This is a genomic window from Janibacter alkaliphilus (genome assembly GCF_013408565.1).
GTDB lineage: Bacteria > Actinomycetota > Actinomycetes > Actinomycetales > Dermatophilaceae > Janibacter > Janibacter alkaliphilus.
The window spans coordinates 3149104-3171513 of the sequence record NZ_JACBZX010000001.1 but is presented as its reverse complement, the minus strand read 5'-3'; the positions used below and the strand labels follow the sequence as shown (position 1 = coordinate 3171513).

At 73.8% G+C, this 22410-nt stretch carries 23 protein-coding genes and 1 riboswitch; of the genes, 14 read left to right on the top strand and 9 right to left on the bottom strand.

Going from position 1 to position 22410, the window contains the following annotated elements:
• Window positions 1–14: 14 nt before the first annotated feature.
• Together BJY28_RS15025 and BJY28_RS15020 are read right to left on the bottom strand one after the other, a co-directional pair.
• Window positions 15–569: a GNAT family N-acetyltransferase gene (locus BJY28_RS15025; RefSeq protein ID WP_179463714.1), complete on the bottom strand. Its 555-nt coding sequence runs from the start codon at window positions 567–569 to the stop codon at window positions 15–17.
• Window positions 569–1294, bottom strand: a complete 726-nt coding sequence (locus BJY28_RS15020; protein ID WP_179463713.1) for an enoyl-CoA hydratase-related protein — start codon at window positions 1292–1294, stop codon at window positions 569–571. The genes BJY28_RS15025 and BJY28_RS15020 overlap by 1 nt, the downstream gene beginning before the upstream one ends.
• Before the next feature lie 69 nt (window positions 1295–1363).
• Between BJY28_RS15020 and BJY28_RS15015 the strand changes: the two genes are divergently transcribed.
• From BJY28_RS15015 to BJY28_RS14990, 6 genes are all read left to right on the top strand, one after another.
• On the top strand, window positions 1364–2353 hold the full coding sequence (locus tag BJY28_RS15015; RefSeq protein ID WP_179463712.1) for an SMP-30/gluconolactonase/LRE family protein: 990 nt from the start codon (window positions 1364–1366) through the stop codon (window positions 2351–2353).
• Window positions 2354–2548: 195 nt separating this feature from the next.
• Entirely contained in the window at window positions 2549–3094 is a 546-nt protein-coding gene (locus BJY28_RS15010) for an alternate-type signal peptide domain-containing protein (RefSeq protein ID WP_179463711.1), read from the top strand.
• 5 nt (window positions 3095–3099) lie between these two features.
• Window positions 3100–3738 carry a hypothetical protein gene (locus tag BJY28_RS15005; protein ID WP_179463710.1) on the top strand — a complete coding sequence of 213 codons (639 nt, stop codon included), beginning with the start codon at window positions 3100–3102 and terminating at the stop codon, window positions 3736–3738.
• Between the two features lie 9 nt (window positions 3739–3747).
• A complete protein-coding gene (locus BJY28_RS15000; RefSeq protein ID WP_179463709.1) occupies window positions 3748–4869 on the top strand; it encodes a hypothetical protein in 1122 nt (373 codons plus the stop codon).
• Window positions 4866–5471 (top strand): signal peptidase I, encoded by a 606-nt coding sequence (locus BJY28_RS14995; RefSeq protein WP_179463708.1) that lies wholly within the window; start codon window positions 4866–4868, stop codon window positions 5469–5471. Before BJY28_RS15000 ends, BJY28_RS14995 begins: the two co-directional genes overlap by 4 nt.
• Window positions 5461–6363, top strand: a complete 903-nt coding sequence (locus BJY28_RS14990) for a hypothetical protein (protein WP_179463707.1) — start codon at window positions 5461–5463, stop codon at window positions 6361–6363. The genes BJY28_RS14995 and BJY28_RS14990 overlap by 11 nt, the downstream gene beginning before the upstream one ends.
• Here the strand turns inward: BJY28_RS14990 and BJY28_RS14985 are convergent.
• From BJY28_RS14985 to BJY28_RS14970, 4 genes are read right to left on the bottom strand one after another with little or no spacing between them, the layout of a single operon-like run.
• A complete protein-coding gene (locus BJY28_RS14985; RefSeq protein WP_179463706.1) occupies window positions 6320–7156 on the bottom strand; it encodes a hypothetical protein in 837 nt (278 codons plus the stop codon). The genes BJY28_RS14990 and BJY28_RS14985 overlap by 44 nt on opposite strands.
• Window positions 7153–7842, bottom strand: coding sequence for a SatD family protein (locus BJY28_RS14980; RefSeq protein WP_179463705.1), 690 nt, complete (start codon window positions 7840–7842; stop codon window positions 7153–7155). Before BJY28_RS14980 ends, BJY28_RS14985 begins: the two co-directional genes overlap by 4 nt.
• Before the next feature lie 47 nt (window positions 7843–7889).
• Window positions 7890–8387: a dihydrofolate reductase gene (locus BJY28_RS14975; RefSeq protein WP_179463704.1), complete on the bottom strand. Its 498-nt coding sequence runs from the start codon at window positions 8385–8387 to the stop codon at window positions 7890–7892.
• 9 nt (window positions 8388–8396) lie between these two features.
• Complete coding sequence (locus tag BJY28_RS14970; protein WP_179463703.1) at window positions 8397–9209, bottom strand: thymidylate synthase; 813 nt, start codon at window positions 9207–9209, stop codon at window positions 8397–8399.
• 70 nt (window positions 9210–9279) lie between these two features.
• Here BJY28_RS14970 and dapA point away from each other — a divergent pair, with 70 nt between their 5' ends.
• Window positions 9280–10179, top strand: coding sequence for a 4-hydroxy-tetrahydrodipicolinate synthase (gene dapA / locus BJY28_RS14965; protein WP_179463702.1), 900 nt, complete (start codon window positions 9280–9282; stop codon window positions 10177–10179).
• Entirely contained in the window at window positions 10176–11864 is a 1689-nt protein-coding gene (locus tag BJY28_RS14960; RefSeq protein ID WP_179463701.1) for a ribonuclease J, read from the top strand. Before dapA ends, BJY28_RS14960 begins: the two co-directional genes overlap by 4 nt.
• 86 nt (window positions 11865–11950) lie before the next feature.
• On the opposite strand, the gene BJY28_RS14955 is transcribed toward BJY28_RS14960, so the two are convergent.
• Both BJY28_RS14955 and BJY28_RS14950 read right to left on the bottom strand, forming a co-directional pair.
• On the bottom strand, window positions 11951–13345 hold the full coding sequence (locus tag BJY28_RS14955) for an aminotransferase class V-fold PLP-dependent enzyme (protein ID WP_179463700.1): 1395 nt from the start codon (window positions 13343–13345) through the stop codon (window positions 11951–11953).
• 43 nt (window positions 13346–13388) lie between these two features.
• Window positions 13389–13504, bottom strand: a riboswitch (SAM riboswitch).
• Window positions 13505–13905: 401 nt separating this feature from the next.
• The gene (locus tag BJY28_RS14950) at window positions 13906–14550 is read right to left on the bottom strand and encodes a prepilin peptidase (protein ID WP_179463699.1); all 645 of its coding nucleotides are present in this window, start codon (window positions 14548–14550) and stop codon (window positions 13906–13908) included.
• A 280-nt stretch (window positions 14551–14830) separates the two neighbouring features.
• On the opposite strand from BJY28_RS14950, the gene BJY28_RS14945 reads away from it, so the two are divergent.
• Genes BJY28_RS14945 through BJY28_RS14920 form a run of 6 tightly spaced genes read left to right on the top strand, consistent with a single transcriptional unit; the run spans window position 14831 to window position 21470 of the window.
• Entirely contained in the window at window positions 14831–17761 is a 2931-nt protein-coding gene (locus BJY28_RS14945; protein ID WP_179463698.1) for an FtsK/SpoIIIE family DNA translocase, read from the top strand.
• 23 nt (window positions 17762–17784) lie between these two features.
• Window positions 17785–18492, top strand: coding sequence for an ion channel (locus BJY28_RS14940; protein WP_179463697.1), 708 nt, complete (start codon window positions 17785–17787; stop codon window positions 18490–18492).
• Between the two features lie 36 nt (window positions 18493–18528).
• Complete coding sequence (gene rimO, locus BJY28_RS14935; protein WP_179463696.1) at window positions 18529–19953, top strand: 30S ribosomal protein S12 methylthiotransferase RimO; 1425 nt, start codon at window positions 18529–18531, stop codon at window positions 19951–19953.
• Entirely contained in the window at window positions 19950–20609 is a 660-nt protein-coding gene (gene pgsA, locus BJY28_RS14930; RefSeq protein WP_179463695.1) for a CDP-diacylglycerol--glycerol-3-phosphate 3-phosphatidyltransferase, read from the top strand. Before rimO ends, pgsA begins: the two co-directional genes overlap by 4 nt.
• A gap of 34 nt (window positions 20610–20643) precedes the next feature.
• Window positions 20644–21165: a nicotinamide-nucleotide amidohydrolase family protein gene (locus tag BJY28_RS14925; protein WP_179463694.1), complete on the top strand. Its 522-nt coding sequence runs from the start codon at window positions 20644–20646 to the stop codon at window positions 21163–21165.
• A gap of 5 nt (window positions 21166–21170) precedes the next feature.
• Window positions 21171–21470 carry a helix-turn-helix domain-containing protein gene (locus BJY28_RS14920; RefSeq protein WP_179464215.1) on the top strand — a complete coding sequence of 100 codons (300 nt, stop codon included), beginning with the start codon at window positions 21171–21173 and terminating at the stop codon, window positions 21468–21470.
• 86 nt (window positions 21471–21556) lie between these two features.
• Here the strand turns inward: BJY28_RS14920 and BJY28_RS14915 are convergent, their stop codons facing one another.
• Window positions 21557–22408: an Fpg/Nei family DNA glycosylase gene (locus BJY28_RS14915; RefSeq protein ID WP_179463693.1), complete on the bottom strand. Its 852-nt coding sequence runs from the start codon at window positions 22406–22408 to the stop codon at window positions 21557–21559.
• Window positions 22409–22410: the final 2 nt, after the last annotated feature.

Here is a 22410-nt window from a genome sequence, read left to right as displayed (position 1 = left end):
CGCGGACCGGCCGGTCACTCCTGCGTGGGCGCGTCGAGGGTGGCGACGAGCCGCACCTCGCGGGCCGTGGCGCCCTCCGGCGAGACCACCCGGTCGCGGTAGGCGCCGTCCGGGGTGAGCCCGGCGCCGCCGAGGAAGGCGCGCACCCCTTCGTGCCGGGCCAGGGTCCAGGCGGCGACGTGCTCGGCCCCGGCCTCGCGCAGCAGGTCGACGGCGGCGTTGAGCAGGCGGGAGCCGTGCCCCTGCCGCCGGGCCTGCGGGTGCACGCCCATCGCGGTGATCTCGCCGGTGGCCGGCGAGGCGTCCGGGTCCTGGCTCGGGCCGATCGCCGCGAAGCCGACGACCTGCTCGCCGGCGCAGGCCACGAGCAGCCGGTGCACCCCTTCCGGTGGCCGGCGCAATGACTCCCGCCAGGCGGTGGCGAAGGACTGCGGCTCGAAGGCGGCGTGCACCTCCGGGGGCACCACCCCGTCGTAGGCCTCCTGCCACACCAGCGCCTGGACCAGCCCGACGGCCGGGGCGTCGTTCTCGGTGGCGCCGCGGACGCTGGCGTCGGCGTGCGGTGCCATCAGCGGCCGCGGAAGGTGGGGGAGCGGCGCTCGGCGAAGGCGGCCCGGCCCTCGGCGAGGTCCTCGCTGGCCCAGGCGGCGGCGAAGGCCTCCTCGTAGGCCCGACCGTCCTCGCCGTCGGCGAGGTCGAGCCCCCGCTTGGAGCCGGACTGGGTCAGCGGCGCCAGCGGGACCGCTCGCGCGGCCAGCTCCTGGGCGCTGCCCAGGTCGCCGCGACGCTGGGTCAGCCCCAGGCGCCAGGCGTCGTCGGCGTCGAGCACCTCGGCGGTGAGCACCATCGCCCGGGCGGTGCCCTCGCCGACGTGCCGCCGCAGCCGGTCCAGGGTCCACCGGTCGACCATCAGCCCGAGGCGGGCGACCGGCACGGCGAAGCGGGACCCGTCGGCGACGACCCGCAGATCGCAGGCCAGGGCGAGCTGCATGCCCAGGCCCATGCACGAGCCGGAGATGGCGGCCACCGTCGTGATCGGGAGCGAGGCCAGGTGCTGCAGCACCTCGCCGAGGCGGACGGTGAAGGAGACGTCCTCGAGCTCGGTGAGGTCGGCGCCGGCGCAGAAGTGCCCGTCGCTGCCGGTCAGCACCAGCGCCCGGGCACCGTCCGCGACCGCCTGCCGGACCGCGGCGTCGAGCTCCTCGAGGTGGGCGAGGTTGAGGGCCCCGCGGCGCTCGGGCCGCTCGATGGTGATCGTCGTGACCGCGGCGTCGGTGCTGGTTCGGATGGGCACGCCGCCAGCATAGGTGGGACGTTCCGCGTTCCTCAGGACGGTCCCGGGCGGCCCGCATAGGCTGGTGTCATGGCCGTCTGCTCGCCCGTCACCCGTCCGCTCACCGTGCTCGGGGTGCCCGGGCCGGGCGCCGAGGACGTGCTCGTCGCCGGGGACGGCACCGTCTGGACCGGTACCGCCGACGGGTGCATCCACGCCGTGGACCCCGAGGGGGCCGGGACCCGCCGGGTGGTGCGCACCGGCGGACGTCCGCTGGGCCTGGAGTGGCTGCCCGACGGCCGGCTGCTGGTCTGCGACGCCCGGCGCGGGCTGCTCGCCGTGCGGCCCGACGACGGTCATCTCGAAGAGCTGGTGACCGAGGTCGACGGGGTGCCGCTGCGCTTCGTCAACAACGCCGCCGCGGCCGAGGACGGGACGATCTGGTTCACCGACTCCTCCCGCCGCTTCGGCATCGAGCAGTGGGAGGACGACCTCATGCAGCACACGTGCACCGGTCGGCTGCTGCGGCGCAGCCCGACCGGGCACGTCGAGACCGTCCTGGACGGGCTCGCCTTCGCCAACGGCGTCGCCCTGGCGGCCGACGAGTCGGCCGTCTACGTCGCCGAGACGGCGCTGCGCCGGGTGCGGCGGGTGGGTCTGGTCGACGGTCGTCCGCTGGCCGGTCACGAGCCCGGGCAGGCCGGTCGGTCGAGCGCCCCGAGCGACGGCGGGCTGCTCTGCGCCGACCTGCCCGGCTACCCGGACAACATCAGCCGCGGCAGCGACGGGCTGGTGTGGGTGACGGTCGCGGCCCCGCCCGACCCGGCGCTCGGGATGCTGCAGCGCTCGCCGGGGCTGGTGCGGACGCTGGCGCGCCGGGTGCCGCAGGTGGCCAAGCCCCGACCCCGCCGCAGCGTCCGGGTGGTGGCCGTGGACGCCGGCGGCACGGTGGTGCACGACCTGGGTGCCGACGCCGCCGGCTGGCACATGGCCACCGGGGTGCGGGAGCAGGACGGGCGGGTGTGGCTGGGCAGCCTGGCCGAGCCGGCCATCGCCTGGCTGCCGGTCGACGCGGGCTAGCCAGGTCATGAGCAGGCAGGCCGCGGGCCGCCAGGTCGCGAATAGGCAAGAGTAGTTGAACACCGCCCAGTAAATCCCTGGGCAGGGAGGACGGGCTGCAGCGCAGCCCTTCGGGTCGTCGATCCATGTCATCTCCGGATCCCGAACACCATCACCACGCGGGGCAGGTGCCCCCGAACCCGAAGAGTGCGCCACATGGCCATGTCCCGAAACACCAAGTCCGTCGTCGCCGTGGGCGCGGGGATCGTCCTGCTCACTGCTGCCGGCGGCACCTTCGCTCAGTGGAGCGAGTCGGAGAACCTCGACGGCGGCACCGTGACCGCCGGTCACCTCGACATGGAGGTGAGCGCCGGGACCTGGTACGACACCAAGGGCACCACGGCCACCGGCGACGACACCGAGCTCGACGCCAGCACCTTCCGCGTCGTCCCGGGTGACACCATCGAGTACCGCGCGACGATCACCCAGGACCTCGTCGGCGACAACCTCGAGGCCGAGCTCGAGAGCGACCTGTCCACCGCCACCGGTGAGCTCGCCGACTTCGTCACGACCATCGCCACCCTCGACGGCGCGGCGACGCAGACCCTGACCCCGGACAACAGCGGGGAGTCCTTCGACGCCGTCGTGCGCATCGAGATGCCGTTCGGCGAGGGCACCGTCACCGACCCCGACGGCGGCGAGGACACCTCCCTCGACCTGAGCTCGATGGAGATCTCGCTGGTCCAGACGCCGAACCCTTGATCCCGGTGAGCCCGTCAGCCCGGCTGGTCCGAGCCGCCGCGGCCGCGGCGCTCGGGCTGGTCGTGCTCACGGGCACCGGCAGCACGAGCGCCTCTTGGGTGGACCGGGTCGAGCGCGAGCCGGGCACGATCACCTCCGGCGGCGTCAGCACGACGAGCGAGCCCTCGCGCGCCGAGCTGCACTCGCGGCAGCCGGTCGGCTCGCGCACCTACGCCTCGTCCACGGGATGCACGCCCGACGCGGGGTTCACCGAGTGTCGCGTCATCACCGGCACGATCGCGCGGGAGGCCCTCATCCCCGGGGACCGGGTCGTGGTCATCGAGCGGGCCACGCTCACCGCCACCGGGGACAACCTCACCGGCACGATGCAGATGGACGCCCGCGGGCTCACCTCGGCATCGCTGTCGCAGCTCAGCGGCAGCGCCACCACGAGCACGACGACCACACCACCCTCCGGGGGCCCGGTCACCGGGTCGACCGCCACCTTCCCGGTGTCGGTCGCCTCCGGCCAGGGCCTCGGGACGTACACCGTCCGCGCGGCGATCACCGTGCCGCCGTCGCGCTCCGGTACCGCCTGGGGCAGCGCGCTGACCAGCCAGCAGCTCTACGACGGCACCGTCAGCTTCACCTTCACCCAGACCTGAGGAGGGCCCGTGGCGCGCAGCCGCACCTTGACCACCGCCGCCGCGGTGGCGCTCGCCGGCGGCCTCGTCGTGACCCTCGGCCCGTCCGGGGGCACCGAGGCGCAGTGGCGCGACACGGCGTCCTCTCAGGTCACGGGACCGAGCTCGGACACCTTCGCGATGACCGCGACGAACGTCCCCGACGGGGTCACGCCGACCTGCCCGGGCGCGGCCTGGAAGAGCTCGGCCGCGATCACCCTGAGCAACCGGTCGACGCGGCACTCCAGCTGGGTCGACGTGAAGAGCACTCGCGTCACCAAGGTCGTGGGCGGCGACAGCAACACCATCCTGAACCAGACCGCGCTCGACTACACCATCGGCACCGGTGCCTGCGGCACCGGCTCGCAGTCCAGCTACTGGCAGGCACGGGGCCAGGGCAGCATCACCGACGGCACCACCTACACCCGGCCCTCGACGAAGGTGGCCGGCGCCACCCTGGCCCCCCAGGGCAGCCAGACCCTGTGCCCGCAGGTGCGGCACGGCTACAACACCGACACGACCGCGGGCCAGCGCTCCCTGCTGCTCAACCACGCCGGTCGCGCCCTGGACATCACCACCGTCGTCGGCCAGCGCTCGGAGGCGCCGGCTACCTGGGCCTCGCCGGAGCAGACCGTCACGAGCCGGTACCGCCTGGCGATGCCGTCGCCGGTCACCCCGGCCACCTCCGACGTCTGCCGGACCACCTACCCCTCCGGCGCCCCGTCAGGCAGCGGGTACTACGGCGGGTTCTTCTGGGGCTGGCCGGATGCGCCGACCGACAGCTACGTGAACCCGGTCGCGACGCCTGCCATGGCCGGGGGCTGGGACATCATGCGCCAGACCTCCAACGGCGGCTGGGAGGTGTGGGACTCGGTCGCCTCCGGCAGCGAGCGCAGCATCGCCGGTCTCTATGCCGGCGACATCGACAACAACTTCAACGTCATCCGCAGCTTCAAGCTGCGCGGCTACCCCTTCGCCGGCGACAAGTCCCGCTACGTCGAGTCGTCGTGGATCGCCCGGGCCGAGGCGGTCAGGCTCTTCGGCTTCCTCTGGCGGTGGCAGTGCCACACGCCGCTGCAGAACCCGGACGCCGGCCCGCACAACATGCCATGACCTCGACGACGCCCTCCGAGCCGGGGACCGAGGACGGCCGACGCCCTGGTGCGCTCGGCAGGGTCCTGCGGTGGCCGCTCCTCGTGCTGCTCGTCGTCCTCTGCCTCGTCCTCGTCGTCACGGTGGCCTACCCGCGCGCCCGCGGCTACGTGCCGCTGACGATCCTGTCGGGCTCGATGGAGCCGACCTACCCGGCCGGCAGCCAGGTCTTTGTCGAGCCCGTCGAGACGGTCGAGGAGGCCGAGGAGAAGATCGGGGTCGGCACCACGATCACCTTCATGCCGTACCCGGACGACCCGACCCTGGTCACCCACCGGGTCGTCGAGGTCTCCTACGGCACGGACGGGAAGCCCCGGTACACCACCCAGGGCGACGCCAACGAGACTCCGGACGAGACCGAGATCGGCCAGCAGCAGGCCCGCGGCGTCGTCCGCTACCACGTGCCGTGGATCGGGCACGTCGCCTCCAGCATGGACGCCGAGCGCAAGGGTCTCCTGGCGACCGGGCTGGCCGTGGCCCTCTTCGCCTACGCGCTGTGGAACCTCGGGTCCGCGGCCCGGGACCGCCGCCGGCACCAGGCGGTGAGCGACGATGCGGACTGAGCTGCTCGGAGCCGTGGGGGCGATGGTGCTGCTCGCGCCACCGGCGGCGGCGGCCGAGCCCAACCTCCTGCTCTCCCGCGACGGTCAGACCTGGGCGCCCTCCCTGTCGGGGTCGCTGCTCGACGAGGACGCGCGGATCGTCCCCGGGGGATCGACCCGGGCAGACCTCTGGGTGCGCAACGACTCCGACGAGACCACGACCCTGAGCGTCATCACCCGTGGCGTGACCACCTCGCTCCCGGCGGGCACGGCGGAGGACGACACCTTCCGGGTCCGGGTGTCCGGAGTGAGCGTGCCCGCCGAGCAGCCGGACGGCTGCCGGCTGCTGACGACCGGACCGCTGGCTCCGGGGGAGCGGCGTCCGATCCCGGTCTCGGTCGAGCTGCCGAGCACCTCGGGCAACATCAGCGAGCGGGAGTCGGTCACGCTGGGCATGGAGGTGCGGCTGGCTCCGGGACAGACGGGCACCCCGTGCGTGCAGCCCGGATCCGGCGACGGTGACGGCGACGGGGACGGCGACGGCGACGGTGACGGCGACGGCGACGGCGTGGGCAGCGGAGACGGTGCAGGCAACGGAGACGGCGCTGGCAGTGACGATGGGGCGGGCAACGGCGACGGCTCGGGCAGCGCTGGTGGCGGCTCGGGCAGCGACGACGGCGCGGCCAGCGCTGGTGGCGACAGAGGTGGCGTCGGGACGGGCGAGCCGACGGGGACCGCCGGTGACGGTGGCAGCGAGACGACGCCGCAGACGCCGGGGCAGGTCGCGACGGACGGCGGCCCCTTCGCGCGTGGCGCCTGGGATCAACCCCTCGGGCTCGGCGTGATCGTCGCCGCGGTGGCGGTGTGGCTCAGGAGGCGAGCGCGAGAGCGGTCAGCGCCACCAGCCAGCTGACGAAGCTGCCGACGAGGAAGTACTCGGTGACCTTGTCGATGCCGCTCGGCCCCGCCGCGGTATCGTCCGGCCGGTCGCTGGACCCGGCTCCGGGGGAGGGGTGCGCGCGCAGCTCCGGCCACCGGATCAGACCCTTGGCGGCGATGACCAGACCGGCCGCGGTGACCTCGCCGGCCAGCCCCAGGCCGAGGATGAAGAGGCGCTCCAGCGGTCCGAGGAGCCGCCCGCCGCGCAGCTCCTGATCGGCCCCGTCGACCGAGGGCGCCGCCTCCATCGCCCCGGTCGCGACGAGCACCAGCCGCACGACGACGTTGCCCGTGGCCAGCTGCACCAGGGCCAGGCCGAGCACGAGCATCGCCTGCTCCGGCGCGACCTCCCAGGGCAGGTCTGCCCACCGGGCCCAGCCGTCGATCCAGCCGCCCACCGGCGGTGCCCACCCGGCGAGCGCCAGCTGCAGCACCAGGCCGAGGCCCAGGGCAGCGAGCGGCAGCACGTAGCCCACGGACCCGGGTACCCGCGGGCCGACGTCGCCGACCAGGGCGGCGCGGCTGAGCAGCATCCAGCTGACGAGCGAGACGACGGCCAGGAGGGTCAGGGCGATACCGCCGACGACGGCGAGCAGACCGGCGGCCGCGGCGAGCGCGAGGACCGTCACGACCCCGACGACGGTGGCGACCAGCCAGCCGCGGCGGCCCTGGCCGTCGCTGCCCGGCGGGCTGTCCGGGGCGGCCAGCGCGGCGCGCACCAGGTCGGCCAGGCCGACCCCGACGAGCAGCACGGCGAGGACGCTCATGCGCCTGGCTCCGTCGACCGCCCGGGCGCGGTGGTGCCGTCCGTGCCGGCGCCCACGCTCGCCAGCGAGGCGATCACCTGCATCAGCACCCCGACCTCGCCCCGGTAGCGCTGCGAGACCGCGGAGGGCGAGATGCCCTGCTCGGCGGCGATGTCGGACTGGGTACGGCCTGCCATGAGTCCCTCGAGGATCTGTCGGGAGCGGTCGTCGAGCGAGCCTGCCAGGTAGTCCCGACAGCGCAGGGCGGCGTCGACCGCGGCCGGGTCGGGGGCGTCGTCGGCGCGGCTGCGGTAGGCGGTGCGCAGGCCGGTCCACGCCTGCTGTCGCTGCTCCTGCGCCACCGCGGTGATCGCCTCGCGGGCGTCCCACCAGCCCGGCCCGTCCTGGATCTCGTCGTCGAGGGCGGTCACCGGGCCCCAGCCCAGGCCGAAGCGCATGTCGACCTCCGGGGCGAGCGCGGCGCGCAGCCGCCAGGTGGCCTGCAGGGCCGCCCCGAGGGTGGCGTAGGTCGCCTGCAGCTCGTCTCCCACGGTGACCCGGGGCGGCTCCAGCACCCCGTCGTCCGCCGCGACCTCGGCGAGGGCTGCGGTCAGGCGCCGGTGCAGCGCGGCCCGGTCGGGGCTGCGGCGCGATCCCACGACGTCCCCGATGAGCGTCGCGACAGCGACGGCCTTCATCTCGCTCATGTGAAGAGCATATCTTCATTTCGCCCAGATGAAGCCTGTGGCTTGTGTCAGCCCGTGCCGGCGCGCCGCCGCTCCACCCAGGCGAAGCCGTCGCGCTGCTCGCGGTGCACCTCGGGCCAGACCGCCTCGTCGAGCTCCGGGTAGGTCACCGAGCCGGCGGGTGCCAGGTCCACCTCGGTGAGCAGCAGCCGGTCGGCCCGCTCCAGGGTCTGCCGGTAGATCTCGCCGCCACCGACGACGAAGACCTCGTCGCCCCCTTCACCGTCGGCGGCCAGCGCCAGCGCTTCGTCTACGCTGCGTGTCACCCGCACCTGCTCCCCGGCCGGGGCGAGCGAGGGGTCGCGGCTGAGGACGATCGAGCGGCGTCCGGGCAGCGCGCCCATCGAGTCGAAGGTGCGCCGGCCCATGATCATCGGGTGGCCCATGGTCTGGCGCTTGAACCAGCGCAGGTCCTCGGGCAGGTGCCAGGGCATGCCGGTTCCGTCGCCGATGACCCGGTTGCGGCCGAGGGCGGCGATGTGGGTGATCCGCGGTCCGGCTGGCATGCCCGCTCCTCAGACCGCGATCGGGGCCTTGATGCCCGGCTCGGCGACGTAGCCGACGAGCCGGAAGTCCTCCAGCTCGTAGGCGTCGATGCTGGGCCGGGGGGCGATCTCCATGGTCGGCAGCGGGTGCGGCTGCCGGGTGAGCTGCAGGTCGGCCTGCTCGAGGTGGTTGAGGTAGAGGTGCGCGTCCCCGAGGGTGTGCACGAGGTCGCCGACCTCGAGGTCGGTCTGCTGGGCGACGAGCATCGTCAGCAGCGCGTAGGAGGCGATGTTGAAGGGGACGCCGAGGAAGATGTCGGCGCTGCGCTGGTAGAGCTGGCAGGACAGCCGGCCCCGCTCCTGCCCCGGTGCGGGCGGGGCGACGTAGAACTGGAAGAGGCTGTGGCACGGCGGCAGCGCCATCTGGTCCACCTCGGCCACGTTCCACGCCGAGACGATGTGCCGTCGGCTGTCCGGGTTCGTCCGGATGGACTCGATGACCTTGGCGATCTGGTCGACGTGCCGCCCGTCGGGGGTGGGCCAGCTGCGCCACTGGTGCCCATAGACCGGGCCCAGCTCGCCGTCCTCGTCGGCCCACTCGTCCCAGATGGAGATGCCGCGCTCCTGCAGCCAGCGCACGTTGGTGTCGCCGCGCAGGAACCACAGCAGCTCGCCGATGATCGAGCGCAGGTGCAGCTTCTTCGTCGTCAGCACCGGGAAGCCCTCGGTGAGGTCGAAGCGCATCTGGTGACCGAAGACGCTGCGGGTGCCGGTGCCGGTGCGGTCCGACTTCTCCACCCCGTGGTCTCGGACGTGCTCGAGCAGCTCGAGGTACTGACGCATGCGGCGAATCTACCCGGCCGCGCCGCGGTGCCTGGTCAGCGGCCTCAGGGTCAGGCGATACGCTCCGGGCATGCCTGACACCACCCCCTTCGGTCGCGTCGCGACAGCGATGGTGACCCCGATGACCCCCGACGGTGCCGTCGACGAAGGGGGCGTGCGCGCGGTCGCTCGCCACCTCGTCGAGACCGGTCACGACGGCATCGTCGTCAACGGCACCACCGGCGAGTCGGCCACCCTGACCGAGGACGAGAGCATCGAGGCGGTGCGCCTGGTCGTCGACGAGGTCGGTGACCAGGTCGCCGTCGTCGCCGGCGTCGGCTCGAACGACACCCGGCACAGCGTCGAGATGGCTCGCCGCTCCGCCGACGTCGGGGCGCGCTCGCTGCTGCTCGTCACGCCCTACTACAACAAGCCCACCCAGGCCGGGGTGATCGCGCACTGCACCGCGGTCGCCGACGCCACCGACCTGCCGGTGATGCTCTACGACATCCCCGGCCGCACCGCCATCCCCTTCACCACCGAGACCCTCGTCGCGCTGGACGCGCACCCGCGGATCCAGGCGGTCAAGGACGCCAAGGGCGATCTCGCCGCGACGTCCGAGGTGCTCGCCCGCACCGACCACCTGATCTACTCCGGCGAGGACGCCCTCACCCTGCCGCTGCTGGCGATCGGCGCGGTCGGCATGGTCTCGGTCACCGGCCATGTGGCCGGCCGGGAGCACGTCGAGCTGCTCGCCGCCACCGAGCGCGGCGACCTGGCCACCGCCCGCCAGATCCACACCCGCCTGCTGCCGCTGGTCCAGGCGATGATGACCACCTCGCAGGGAGCGATCATGGCCAAGGCCGCGCTCGTCGAGCTCGGGGTGATCGACCACGCCACGGTCCGGCTGCCGCTGGTCGAGGGACCACCGGAGCACCTGGAGATCCTTCGGAAGGGGATGGCCGCCTCCGGCCTGGCGGTGACCGCATGAGCCACCCGCACCCCGACCTCGGCACCCCCCGCAAGCTCTCGAAGCACGCCGTCCGCGTCGTCCCGCTCGGCGGGCTCGGCGAGATCGGCCGCAACATGACGGTCATCGAGCAGGGCGGCCAGCTGCTCATCGTCGACTGCGGCGTCCTCTTCCCGGACGACCACCAGCCCGGCGTCGACCTCATCCTCCCCGACTTCTCCTACATCGAGGACCGGCTGGACGACATCCAGGCGGTGATCCTCACCCACGGCCACGAGGACCACATCGGCGCCGTGCCCTACCTGCTGCGGCTCAAGCCGGACCTGCCGCTGGTCGGCTCCCAGCTGACCCTGGCCCTGGTCGAGGCCAAGCTCAAGGAGCACAAGATCACCCCCTACACCCTCGGCGTGGCCGAGGGGCGCCGGGAGGTCTTCGGCAACTTCGACTGCGAGTTCATCGCCGTCAACCACTCGATCCCGGACGCGCTGGCCGTCTTCGTCCGCACCCCGGCCGGCACCCTGCTGCACACCGGCGACTTCAAGATGGACCAGCTGCCGCTGGACCGGCGGATCACCGACCTGCGCGCCTTCGCCCGGGCCGGCGAGGAGGGGGTCGACCTCTTCCTCACCGACTCCACCAACGCCACCGTGCCCGGCTTCACCGCCCCGGAGAAGGACATCTCGCAGGCGATCGACAAGGTCTTCCGCGGGGCCGAGCGGCGGATCATCGCCGCCTGCTTCTCCAGCCATGTGCACCGCGTGCAGCAGGTGCTCGACGCCGCCGAGAAGGCGGGCCGCAAGGTCGCCTTCGTCGGCCGCTCGATGATCCGCAACATGGGCATCGCCTCCGAGCTGGGGCACCTGCACGTGCCCGACGGGGTGCTCGTCGACGTCAAGCAGCTCGACCAGCTGCCTGACGACAAGGTCGTGCTCATCTGCACCGGCAGCCAGGGCGAGCCGATGGCCGCGCTGAACCGGATGGCCAACCGCGATCACCGGATCGACGTCGGGGTCGACGACACGATCATGCTGCTGTCCTCGCCGATCCCCGGCAACGAGGGCTCGGTGTGGCGGGTCATCAACGGGCTGATGCGCCTCGGTGCGCACGTCGTGCACAGCGGCGGGCCGGACCGGGTGCACGTCTCCGGGCACGCCAGCGCCGGCGAGCTGCTCTACATCTACAACGTCGTCCAGCCCAAGAACGTCATGCCGGTGCACGGCGAGTGGCGCCACCTGGTGGCCAACCGCGACCTGGCGATCGCCACCGGGGTGCACCCCGACCACGTGCCGCTGGCCGAGGACGGGGTGGTCGTCGACCTCGTCGACGGGCGGGCCCGGGTGGCCGGCGCGGTGCCCTGCGGCTACGTCTACGTCGACGGCTCCAGCGTCGGCGAGACCGACGAGGACCTGCTCAAGGACCGGCGCATCCTGCGCGACGAGGGCTTCATCTCGGTGATGGTGGTCGTCGACTCCACCACCGGGAAGATCGTCGCCGGCCCGGAGATCACCGCCCGCGGCTTCTCCGAGGGCGAGGAGATCTTCGACCAGGTGCGGCCGAAGATCGTCAAGGCGATCGAGGATGCGGCCGCCAAGGGCACCACCGATCCCCACCAGCTGCAGCAGGTGGTGCGTCGCGCCGTCGGCAGCTGGGTCGGCGGCAAGATCCGTCGCCGGCCGATGATCCTGCCGGTGGTCGTCGAGGCCTGAGCCCCGCGCACCGCTGCGCCCCCGTCACCTCGGTGGCGGGGGCGCAGCGGTGTCGGTGCTGGTGGGGCGGGTCGGGCCCGGGAGGGTCACCAGGGGAGCGGCGCCTCCTCGGCGGCACCGACGCCGACCGGCTGCCAGGTGCCGTCCGCGCCGCGGGCGTACTCCCAGCGCGGGCCCGCGCCGGCGAGCTCGCGGATCGCGGCCACGAGACGGGTGACGTGCTCGGGCCGGTTGCCCAGGCCGAGGCTGACCCGGACGGCGGTCCCGGCACCGGTGCCGTCGACCGGGCCGGCGCAGCCCCCTTCGCTCTGGTCCTGGAGCAGCTCGGTCACCAGCGGGTGCGCGCAGAACTTGCCGTCGCGCACCCCGATGCCGTGCTCCCGGGAGAGGGCGGTGGCGACGAGGTCGGCGGGCAGCCCGTCGAGCGTGAAGGTCACCACCGGCACCCGCGGCTGCGCGGACGAGAAGATGCTGTACGTGCGGACCCCGTCGATCGCCTCCAGGGCGTCGACCAGCCCGTCGAAGAGGTGCGCCTCGTGGGCCTCGATCGCCTCGCGGTGGCGGCGGAAGGTGGCGCAGGCGGCGGCCAGGGCGACCGCGCCGAGGACGTTCGGGCTGCCCCCTTCGTGCCGGGCCGCGCCGGTGCGCCAGGTGGCGCCGCTGGGGCCGACCTCGGCCGTGGCGCCGCCCCCGGGCAGGTAGGGCGGCGCCGCGTCCAGCCAGTCGGCGCGACCGACGAGGACGCCGGTGCCGTAGGGGGCATAGACCTTGTGGCCGGAGAAGGCGAGGTAGTCGGCGCCGAGCGCGGTCAGGTCCACCGCGCGGTGCGGGGCCAGCTGGGCCGCGTCGACGACGATGCGGGCGCCGTGGGCGTGGGCGAGGTCGGCCAGGCGGCGGACCGGCCACAGCTCGCCGGTGACGTTCGAGGCGGCGGTGACGACGACCAGCACGGGCCGGTCGGTCCGCGCCTGCAGCGCTCGCTCGAGCGCGTCGGCGGCGGCGTCCTCGCTGCGCGGGACCGGCAGGCGGGTGGTGCGCCCGGCCGGCCAGGGCAGCAGCGAGGCGTGGTGCTCGGAGTCGAAGACGACGACCTCGGTGCCCTCGGGCAGGGCCCCGGCGAGCAGGGTCATGGCGTCGGTGGTCTGCCGGGTGAAGATCACCTCGTCGCCGGGGCGGGCGCCGACGAAGCGGGCCACCTCCTCGCGGGCCGCCTCGTAGTAGCGGCTGGAGACCTGGGAGGCGTGCCCCTTGCCGCGGTGCACCGAGGCGTAGCTGCGGGTGGCGGTGTCGACGGCCTGCTTGACCGCGGTCAGCGCCGGTGCGGAAGCGCCGTGGTCGAGGTTGGCGTGCTCCACCGTGCGCCCGTCGAGGGTCGCGCAGGGCAGCCCGGCGGCGACGGTGGCCGGGACGGGGGTGCCCGTCACGGCGTGCAGCAGGGGAGCCTCGGTGCGGTGCGGGCGGGTCTGGGTGGCCACTGACATGTGCGTCTCTCCTGGTCCTCACCGGACCCGGGCGGTGACCTCGAGTCCGCGCTTGCCGCGCGACGGTCGACGCACGGCCTGGTCGTCACCCGGAGCACCCCACCGCGGTTGGAGGGTTGCCGGCCAGCGAGCCGGGGCTTTGCGCTGGCGCTCATGACCTGTGCAGGAGAGTAGCAAGGTCTGGGCGGGCCGTCGTGCAGGGTGCGGCGCGTCTTGGCATCCGGGACGCGGGGCAGGGGGCTTGTCGTGGGCGGGTCGTGGGTGGAGGTGATGCGCCGCCCTTCGCTCGGGTGGAGGTGATGGGGCGCGCTCTGGCGCGTGCGGACACCTCCACCGGGGTCGCCCTTCGATCGGGTGGAGGTGATGGGGCGCGCTCTGGCGCGTCGGGATACCTCCACCCGCACGCCCTTCACCCGGGTGGAGGTGATGGGGCGCGCTCTGGCGCGTGGGGATACCTCCACCGGGGTCGCCCTTCACCCGGGTGGAGGTGATGGGGCGCGCTCTGGCGCGTGGGGATACCTCCACCGATGCGAAGGAGAGACGAAGCGAGGGGACCCGGGTCAGCTGACGAGCAGCAGCGTGACCAGGCTGCCGACGAGCAGGTAGGGCCCGAAGGCGAGGTGGGTGCTGCGGTCCGCCCGTCGGGTCGCCACGAGGGCCAGTGCGGCGAGGCCGCCGAGCAGGAACGAGCCGTAGAGGCCGAGGAGCACCGGGGACCAGCCGAACCAGGCCAGCAGCGGGGCCAGGGTGAGCACCAGCTTGGCGTCGCCCATGCCGAGCCCGCGCGACCCGGTGAGCAGGCTGGCCAGGACGAAGAGGCCGCCCAGGACGAGCAGTGCCAGGCCGGCGCGGCGCAGGTCGGGCCACCGGTCGGTCGTGGCCGCCGCCATCGTGAGCAGCGCCCACGTCGTCGGGGCGAGCGGCAGGGTGAGGACGTTCGGCAGACGGTGCACGTCGGCGTCGACGGCGACGAGGGTGGGGCTGACCGCGGCCAGCAGCATCGCCGCCGCAGCGACCCCCCAGGGCTGGTCCGCGGCGGCCACCGCGAGCGCGGCGACGATCAGCGGGGTCGCGGCGAGGACCCAGGTGTGCCGCGGCAGCGGGCCGGTCTCGTCCTCGCGGCGGTACCGGCCGGTGCGCGTCCAGGTGCCGGCGAGCGCGAGGCCGGCGAGGCCCACGGCGACAGCGGTGACGGCGATCAGCACGGTGGCAGCGTAGTCAGCGGCCTCGTGCACGGCGGGTCGGTCGGTCTCGGCTGTGGACGAGGTGACGTTCCGGTGCGGTCGCGGTGCCCCCTTCGCCAGCTCGGCCGGAGGGCCCACGAGAAGGTGCCTCGGCGGCACCCGCACCCGAGAACCTCTCGCTCCCCGGAGAAGCCTTATGAGGTGACCGAGCCTTTATCGGGTTACCCGATAAAGGGGTGACGGGAGGGGTGGTGCGCGTGGGACACGTGTGAAGAGGGTGACGATCGCCTACCCTGCCAGCATGGCCACACCTACCGGCAGCTCCACCCGGTCCCGCGACGGCGCCTCCCGCGGACCCGGGCGGCCGGCGCGCTCGACCTCGACCCGCCCTACCGCGACGACCAGTCGCGCCAAGGGGAGCGGGCGCACCTCGGGGGGCAGCGCAGGCGCGGCCCGCAAGACGTCCGCCAAGACCACCTCTGCCAAGGGCTCGGCCCGCAAGAGCACCGGCAAGGGCACCAGCCGCCCCACGACCTCCCGCACCAGGACGGCGAAGGGCGGCGGCCTCCCGCTGCCGGTCCAGGCCGTGACCGCCACCTGGAACGGGGTGGCCGGCGCCGCTGGCGCCAGCGTCCGCAAGGTGGGCCAGAGCGCCAGCGAGCTCGACCCCGAGCACCGCCGCGACGGTCTGGGGCTGCTGCTCGTGGGCCTCGCCGTCGTCGTCGCCGCCCGCGAGTGGTGGGGTCTGGACGGTCTCGTCGGCGACGTCGTGCACGCCGTCGCCGCCGGCACCTTCGGCCTCGTCGCCTACGCCCTGCCGGTGGTACTCGTCGCCCTCGGCTGGCGGCTGCTGCGCGGCGCCGACCCGGTCGCCAGCGGACGGGTCGGCCTCGGCCTGGGCATGCTCGCCCTCTCCGTCTGTGGCCTCACCCACATCGTCGAGGGCCTGCCCCAGCCGCCCGACGGCGCCAGCGGCATGCGCTCGGCCGGCGGGATCGTCGGCTTCCTCGCCTCCGACCCGCTGGTCACCGGCCTGACCACCTGGCCCGCGGTCATCCTGCTCGTCCTGCTGGGCCTCTTCAGCCTGCTCGTGCTCACCGGCACCCCGCTGCGCGAGGTGCCGGTCCGGGCCGCCTACTTGCGGGCCGCGGTCACCGGCGAGCCCCCGCAGCAGGCCGCGCCGCCGGTCGAGGACGCCCCGCAGCAGGCCGTCCGGCGGGCACGCCGACGCCGCCCCGACGACGACGCCGCCTCCGGCGAGCGGGACGGGGACACCGCCTACGAGCAGGCCGCCGAGGTGGCCCCGGCCGAGCAGCCGCGCCGCAAGAAGGCCCGCCCGGCGAGCACGGCCGTGCCGGAGACCGCCGAGCCCGACCAGGTTCCGGCACCGGTCGCCGACGGCCCCCGGCCCGGCGAGAAGCGCCCCATGCCCAACGCCGTGCAGCCTGCCGCCGGGTCGAAGGGGGAGGACAAGACCACCCTGCAGGCGCCGCCCACCGCGCAGCTGCCGCAGCGCGTCGAGCAGCTCGCGCTGGCCGGCGACGTCACCTACACCCTCCCGGACAGCACCAACCTCAAGCAGGGCGCGCCGCACAAGGAGCGCTCCGCGGCCAACGACCAGGTCGTCGAGTCGCTGACCACCGTCCTCGACGAGTTCGGCATCGACGCCCAGGTCACCGGCTTCCACCGCGGTCCCACGGTCACCCGGTACGTCGTCGAGCTCGGCCCCGGCGTCAAGGTCGAGCGGGTCACCGCGCTGAGCAAGAACATCGCCTACGCGGTGGCCTCGGCCGACGTGCGCATCCTCAGCCCGATCCCCGGCAAGTCGGCCATCGGCATCGAGATCCCGAATGCCGACAAGGAGATGGTCTGCCTCGGCGACGTGCTGCGCAGCGACGTGGCCCGGCACAACGAGCACCCGATGGTCATGGGTGTCGGCAAGGACGTCGAGGGCGGCTACGTCATAGCCAACCTGGCGAAGATGCCGCACATCCTCGTCGCCGGCGCCACCGGCTCCGGCAAGAGCTCCTTCGTCAACTCGATGATCACCTCGATCCTCATGCGGTCCACCCCGGACGAGGTGCGGATGGTGCTCATCGACCCCAAGCGCGTCGAGCTGACCGCCTACGAGGGCATCCCGCACCTCATCACCCCGATCATCACCAACGCCAAGAAGGCGGCCGAGGCGCTGCAGTGGGTCGTGCGCGAGATGGACATGCGCTACGACGACCTCGCCGCCTCCGGGTACAAGCACATCGACGACTACAACAAGGCCGTGCGGGCCGGGAAGGTGCAGCCGATCCCGGGCAGCGAGCGGGTCATCCAGCCCTACCCCTACCTGCTGGTCATCGTCGACGAGCTCGCCGACCTCATGATGGTCGCCCCCCGCGACGTCGAGGACTCGATCGTCCGGATCACCCAGCTCGCCCGGGCCGCCGGCATCCACCTCGTGCTGGCCACCCAGCGCCCGTCCGTGGACGTCGTCACCGGCCTCATCAAGGCCAACGTGCCCAGCCGGATGGCCTTCGCCACCTCCAGCCTCGCCGACAGCCGGGTCGTCCTCGACCAGCCCGGCGCGGAGAAGCTGCTCGGGCAGGGCGACGCGCTCTTCCTGCCGATGGGCAAGTCCAAGCCGATGCGTGTCCAGGGCGCCTGGGTCGCCGAGAGCGAGATCCACGACGTCGTGGGTCACGTCACCGGCCAGCTCACCCCGAGCTACCGCGAGGACGTCGTCCCGGACGCCCCGAAGAAGCAGATCGACGAGGACATCGGCGACGACCTCGACGTGCTGCTGCAGGCGGCCGAGCTGGTCGTCAACACCCAGTTCGGGTCGACCTCCATGCTGCAGCGCAAGCTGCGCGTCGGCTTCGCCAAGGCCGGCCGGCTCATGGACCTGCTGGAGTCCCGCGGCGTCGTCGGCCCCTCGGAGGGCTCCAAGGCCCGCGACGTGCTGGTCACCCCCGACGACCTGCCGACCACGCTGGCCCGGATGCGCGGCGAGGAGGTGCCCGACGCCGACGAGCCCGCCGCGGCATCCGCCGACGGTGCCGACGAGGCAGGCGACGAGACCGGTCCGGCCGAGGGCGACGAGCCCTTCGCCGAGCCGGGCGCGGCCGAGGCCGAGACGACCGCGGCGGCGACCCCGGACCGCTACGCCGAGGACCCCATCGGCACCGACATCCCCGCCGACGACGACGAGGACGAGGACGCGTGGCAGCTCACCGGCCGGTGAGCCCGCCCACCTAGTCTGTCGTCATGTCCCAGCAGGAGTGGTACGCGCCCAAGCAGCCGCTGTCCGGGCGCGCCTACTGGATGGCGGTCATCCGCAAGCAGCCGTCGGCGATCCTGCTGGCCGTCCAGCTCTTCGCCGTGCTCATGCTGCCCTTCCTCGAGGGCCAGTTCTGGGGGCGGCTCGCCTTCGTCGTCATCAGCTTCGTCGCGGTGACCACCGCAGCCGGGGTCATCCGCTCCACCGACGCGCTCAGCTGGCTGGCCCTGGGCATCGGCCTGCCCGCCGTGGCGATGGAGGCCTGGAGCGTCATCGACCCGGACAACACCATCGTCGGGGTCACCGGCCACATCGCCCTGGCGGTCTTCTACTTCTACGTCGCCTACGGGCTGGTCAGCTACGTCTTCTCCGACAACTGGGTGACCAGCGACGAGCTCTTCGCCGTCGGCGCCGCCTTCACCGTGCTGCTGTTCGGCTTCGCCTACCTCTACGTCGGCATCCAGAGCGCCTGGCCGGGCTCCTTCAGCGGCTACGACGGGGAAGGGCGGCGCTCCTTCCTCGAGCTGCTGTACTTCTCCGGGGCCAACCTCACCGGAGTCGGGCTGACCGACGTCGGCGCGGTCAAGCCGCACGCCCGGGCGATCACCATCGTCGAGCAGCTCACCGGCGTCATGTACGTCGCCATGGTCATCTCCCGCCTGGTCGCGCTCACCGTGGCCAAGGCGCGCCGCTGAGGAGAGCGCCCGCGCGCGCCACCTAGAGTGGTGCTCATGCCTGAAGCCCGCAGCGTCGCCGTGGTCACCCTCGGCTGCACCCGCAACGACGTCGACTCCGAGGAGCTCGCCGGTCGGCTCGCGGGGGAGGGCTGGACGCTCGTCGACGACGCCGCCGACGCCGACGTGGCCGTGGTCAACACCTGCGGCTTCATCGAGCAGGCGAAGAAGGACTCCATCGACGCCATCCTCGAGGCCGGGGACCTGCGCGGCCAGGCCCGCACCCAGAAGGTGGTGGCCGTCGGCTGCCTCGCCGAGCGCTACGGCGCCGAGCTCGCCGAGGAGCTGCCCGAGGCGGACGCGGTGCTCGGCTTCGACAGCTACGCCGACATGTCCAGCCACCTTCGCGCCGTGCTCGACGGGCACGCCCCGCCCGCGCACACCCCCGGCGACCGGCGCACGATGCTGCCGCTGTCGCCGGTCGAGCGCGACGCCAGCACGGTCGCCGTGCCCGGGCACGGGCAGCCCGGCGGCGACTCCGCGCACGCCCGCGGCGCCACCCGGCGCCGGCTGGACGACCGCCCGTGGGCGCCGCTGAAGATCGCCAGCGGCTGCGACCGGCGGTGCGCCTTCTGCGCCATCCCCACCTTCCGCGGCGCCTTCGTCTCCCGACGTCCCACCGACGTCCTCGACGAGGCCCGCTGGCTGGCCGGCGAAGGGGTCCGCGAGCTCTTCCTGGTCAGCGAGAACTCCACCTCGTACGGCAAGGATCTCGGCGACCTCGACCTGCTCACCGCCCTGCTGCCCGAGCTGGCCGCGGTCGAGGGCATCGAGCGGGTCCGGGTCTCCTACCTGCAGCCCGCCGAGATCCGGCCCGGGCTGCTCGCCGCGATGGCCGCCACCGAGACCGTCCAGCCCTGGTACGACATCTCCTTCCAGCACGCCTCCGGGCCGCTGCTGCGCCGGATGCGCCGCTTCGGCGACACCGCCTCCTTCCTCGGGCTCATCGAGGAGATCCGCGGCCGCGAGCCCGAGGCGGGCATCCGTAGCAACGTCATCGTCGGCTTCCCCGGCGAGACCGAGGAGGACGTGCAGGTCCTCGAGGACTTCCTCGTCCGCGCCCGCCTCGACGTCGTCGGCGTCTTCGGCTACTCCGACGAGGATGGCACCGAGGGGGAGCGGCTCGGCGACAAGCTCGACCCCGAGGTCGTCGCCGCCCGGGTCGAACGCGTCCAGGGCCTCGTCGAGGAGCTCACCGCGCAGCGCGCCGAGGAGCGCATCGGCTCCCTCGTCGAGGTGCTCGTCGAGGAGCACGACGAGGACACCGGCGAGGCCGTCGGTCGCGCAGCCCACCAGGGCCCCGACGTGGACGGCACCACCCGGCTGCTGGACAGCGACGAGGACACCCCGGTGGGCGCCACCGTCCTCGCCCGGGTCGTCGCCACCGAGGGCATCGACCTGATCGCCGAGGTCGGGCCGTGAGCCAGGCGCCGACCGGCAACGGCGCGACGGGCGCCGCGCAGGCCGCCGAGCCCAGCCCGTGGAACCTGCCCAACGCCCTCACCGTGCTGCGGATCGCCCTCGTCCCGCTCTTCGGCTGGCTGCTCATGCGTCACGGAGGCGAGGACGCCGCCTCCCGCTGGTGGTCCTGGGCGGTCTTCTCCCTGGCCATCGCCACCGACCGCATCGACGGCGACCTGGCGCGCGCCCGCGGGCTGGTCACCACCTTCGGCAAGGTCGCCGACCCGATCGCCGACAAGGCGCTCGTCGGCACCGGCTTCGTCGGGCTCTCGGTCATCGGGGTCATCCCCTGGTGGGTGACCGTCGTCGTCCTCGTCCGCGAGGCCGGGATCACCCTGATGCGCTTCTGGGTGATCCGGCACGGGGTCATGCCGGCCAGCCGCGGCGGCAAGATCAAGACCTTCCTGCAGGCGCTGGCCCTGGCCATCCTCATGCTCCCGCTGTGGACCTTCCCGCTGGCCCAGCTGTGGGAGGTGCTCGGCTGGCTGGTCCTGGCCGCCGCCGTCGTGGTCACCCTGGCCACCGGCATCGACTACGTGGTCAAGGCGCTCTCGCTGCGACGCACCAGCGAGCGCGCCGAGATGAAGCGCCGTCGGAAGGCCGAGGGTGGCCGCTGACCCCTCGATCTCGTCTGGCGGGGGTGCCGCTCAGGTGCCCTCGTCCGCTGCGGCGGCGGAGCTCGTCGAGCGGTGCCGCCGGGCGGGGCTGGCGCTGGCGACGGCCGAGTCGCTCACCGGGGGCCTGGTGGCCGCCACCATCGTCGACGTGCCCGGCGCCTCCGACGTCCTCCGCGGCGGCGTGGTCGCCTACGCCCCGGCGGTCAAGCACGAGCTGCTCGGCGTCGACGCCGCGCTGCTGGCGCGGGTGGGCACCGTGCACGAGGAGGTCGCCCGGCAGATGGCCGACGGGGCGCGCCGCCGGCTGGGCGCCGACCTCGCCGTGGCCACCACCGGGGTCGCCGGTCCCGGTGCGGCCGAAGGGCACCCGGCCGGGACCGCCTGGGTGGCGGCCGCCGCGGACGGGTGGGCCACGGCCGTCCCGCTGCAGCTCCACGGGAATCGGGAGGCGGTCCGCCGGGGTTGTACCGGTGCCGCCCTGCGGCTGGCGCTCGACGGGGTCTCCCGGTTGTCGCCGCCGAGGGGTACGGTAAAGACCCCGGACGAGGAGAGGTGAGGACCGTGGTGCTGCTGCGCGAGGAGCTCGGCGACGTGCTCCGCGACGCCCGCGCGTCACAGGGACGCACCCTGCGCGACGTCTCCGCCGGGGCCTCGGTCTCCCTGGGCTACCTCAGCGAGATCGAGCGCGGCGAGAAGGAGGCGAGCTCGGAGCTGCTCGCCTCGGTCTGCGCAGCCCTCGACCTGCCGCTGTCCTCGGTGCTCACCGAGCTGGCCGACCGCGCCCGGCGCGCGGAGGAGGCCAGCGCCCCGGTCACGCTGCCGGTGGCCAGCGCCCGCGAGGTGGCCGCACCCGCAGCCTGACGTCCGGCGCCGCCGCGTCCCCTGTGGCTCGGCGAAGCCTCGGCTCCTGTTCTCTCAACGGCGCCGTGCTCTCAGGCGCTGTGCTCTCAGCGGCGCTTCGCGCCCAGCGGCGCCTGCGGTCTCCCGTCGTCGGTCGGCGCGGGACCTCCCTGGCAGCCCGGGCAGGAGAAGAACGGCCGCTCGCGCGGTGGCGCGCCCAACGCCGCCACCCGGACCGTGCTGCCGCAGCGTCGGCACGGTCGTCCAGACCGGGCGTGCACGTAGGACTCCTCCCCCCGGCGACGGACGCCGGTCGAGGACTGCATCGCGTGCTCCTTGCCGCGCAGCATGAGCGTGCGGGCCCGCTCGACGAGCGCCGTCAGCTCGTCCGGCGTCAGCTCACCCACCGCTCGCCACGGGTGGACCCGTTCGGCGAAGAGCGCCTCGCTGGCCCAGAAGGTGCCGATCCCGGCGAGGTGGCGCTGGTCGAGCAGGGCCTCGCCGATCGTCGTGCCCGGGGTCTCGCGCAGCCGCCGCAGCGCCTCGTCGTGGTCCCAGTCCGGGCCGAGGATGTCCGGGCCGAGGTGGCCGACGAGCCGGTGCTCGTCCTCGGTGGGGACGAGGTCGAGGACCCCGAGGTCGAGACCGATCGTCGTCCAGCGATCTGTGCCCAGGGCCGCTCGCACCGCGGGACGGCGCAGCATCCGCGCAGCGGCCGGTGATCCGGCGCGCTCCACCCGCCAGGAGCCCTCCATCCGCAGGTGGGTGTGCAGGCTCCAGCCGGTGTCCGTCCGGTGCAGCAGGTGCTTGCCGCGCGGGACGACCTCGCGGACCACCGCCCCGCGCAGCGGCGCCTCGTCGACCTCGCCCCACCGGATCTCGGCCAGGGTGAGCCGCTCACCGGCGAGCGCGGAGCCCAGCCGCTGCGCCGTGCGCCACACGGTGTCGCCCTCGGGCACGG

What these genes read in the sequence shown, in the direction of transcription:
- BJY28_RS14975 (WP_179463704.1), bottom strand. Translation starts at nt 8,387, where the DNA reads ATGCCAGCCGGACCGCGGATCACCCACATCGCCGCCCTCGGCCGCAAC.
- BJY28_RS14970 (WP_179463703.1), bottom strand. Translation starts at nt 9,209, where the DNA reads ATGCGTCAGTACCTCGAGCTGCTCGAGCACGTCCGAGACCACGGGGTG.
- BJY28_RS14990 (WP_179463707.1), top strand. Translation starts at nt 5,461, where the DNA reads ATGCGGACTGAGCTGCTCGGAGCCGTGGGGGCGATGGTGCTGCTCGCG.
- BJY28_RS14955 (WP_179463700.1), bottom strand. Translation starts at nt 13,345, where the DNA reads ATGTCAGTGGCCACCCAGACCCGCCCGCACCGCACCGAGGCTCCCCTG.
- BJY28_RS14940 (WP_179463697.1), top strand. Translation starts at nt 17,785, where the DNA reads ATGTCCCAGCAGGAGTGGTACGCGCCCAAGCAGCCGCTGTCCGGGCGC.
- dapA (WP_179463702.1), top strand. Translation starts at nt 9,280, where the DNA reads ATGCCTGACACCACCCCCTTCGGTCGCGTCGCGACAGCGATGGTGACC.
- BJY28_RS15015 (WP_179463712.1), top strand. Translation starts at nt 1,364, where the DNA reads ATGGCCGTCTGCTCGCCCGTCACCCGTCCGCTCACCGTGCTCGGGGTG.
- BJY28_RS15025 (WP_179463714.1), bottom strand. Translation starts at nt 569, where the DNA reads ATGGCACCGCACGCCGACGCCAGCGTCCGCGGCGCCACCGAGAACGAC.
- BJY28_RS14945 (WP_179463698.1), top strand. Translation starts at nt 14,831, where the DNA reads ATGGCCACACCTACCGGCAGCTCCACCCGGTCCCGCGACGGCGCCTCC.
- BJY28_RS15010 (WP_179463711.1), top strand. Translation starts at nt 2,549, where the DNA reads ATGGCCATGTCCCGAAACACCAAGTCCGTCGTCGCCGTGGGCGCGGGG.
- BJY28_RS14995 (WP_179463708.1), top strand. Translation starts at nt 4,866, where the DNA reads ATGACCTCGACGACGCCCTCCGAGCCGGGGACCGAGGACGGCCGACGC.
- BJY28_RS14985 (WP_179463706.1), bottom strand. Translation starts at nt 7,156, where the DNA reads ATGAGCGTCCTCGCCGTGCTGCTCGTCGGGGTCGGCCTGGCCGACCTG.
- rimO (WP_179463696.1), top strand. Translation starts at nt 18,529, where the DNA reads ATGCCTGAAGCCCGCAGCGTCGCCGTGGTCACCCTCGGCTGCACCCGC.
- BJY28_RS14980 (WP_179463705.1), bottom strand. Translation starts at nt 7,842, where the DNA reads ATGAGCGAGATGAAGGCCGTCGCTGTCGCGACGCTCATCGGGGACGTC.
- BJY28_RS14960 (WP_179463701.1), top strand. Translation starts at nt 10,176, where the DNA reads ATGAGCCACCCGCACCCCGACCTCGGCACCCCCCGCAAGCTCTCGAAG.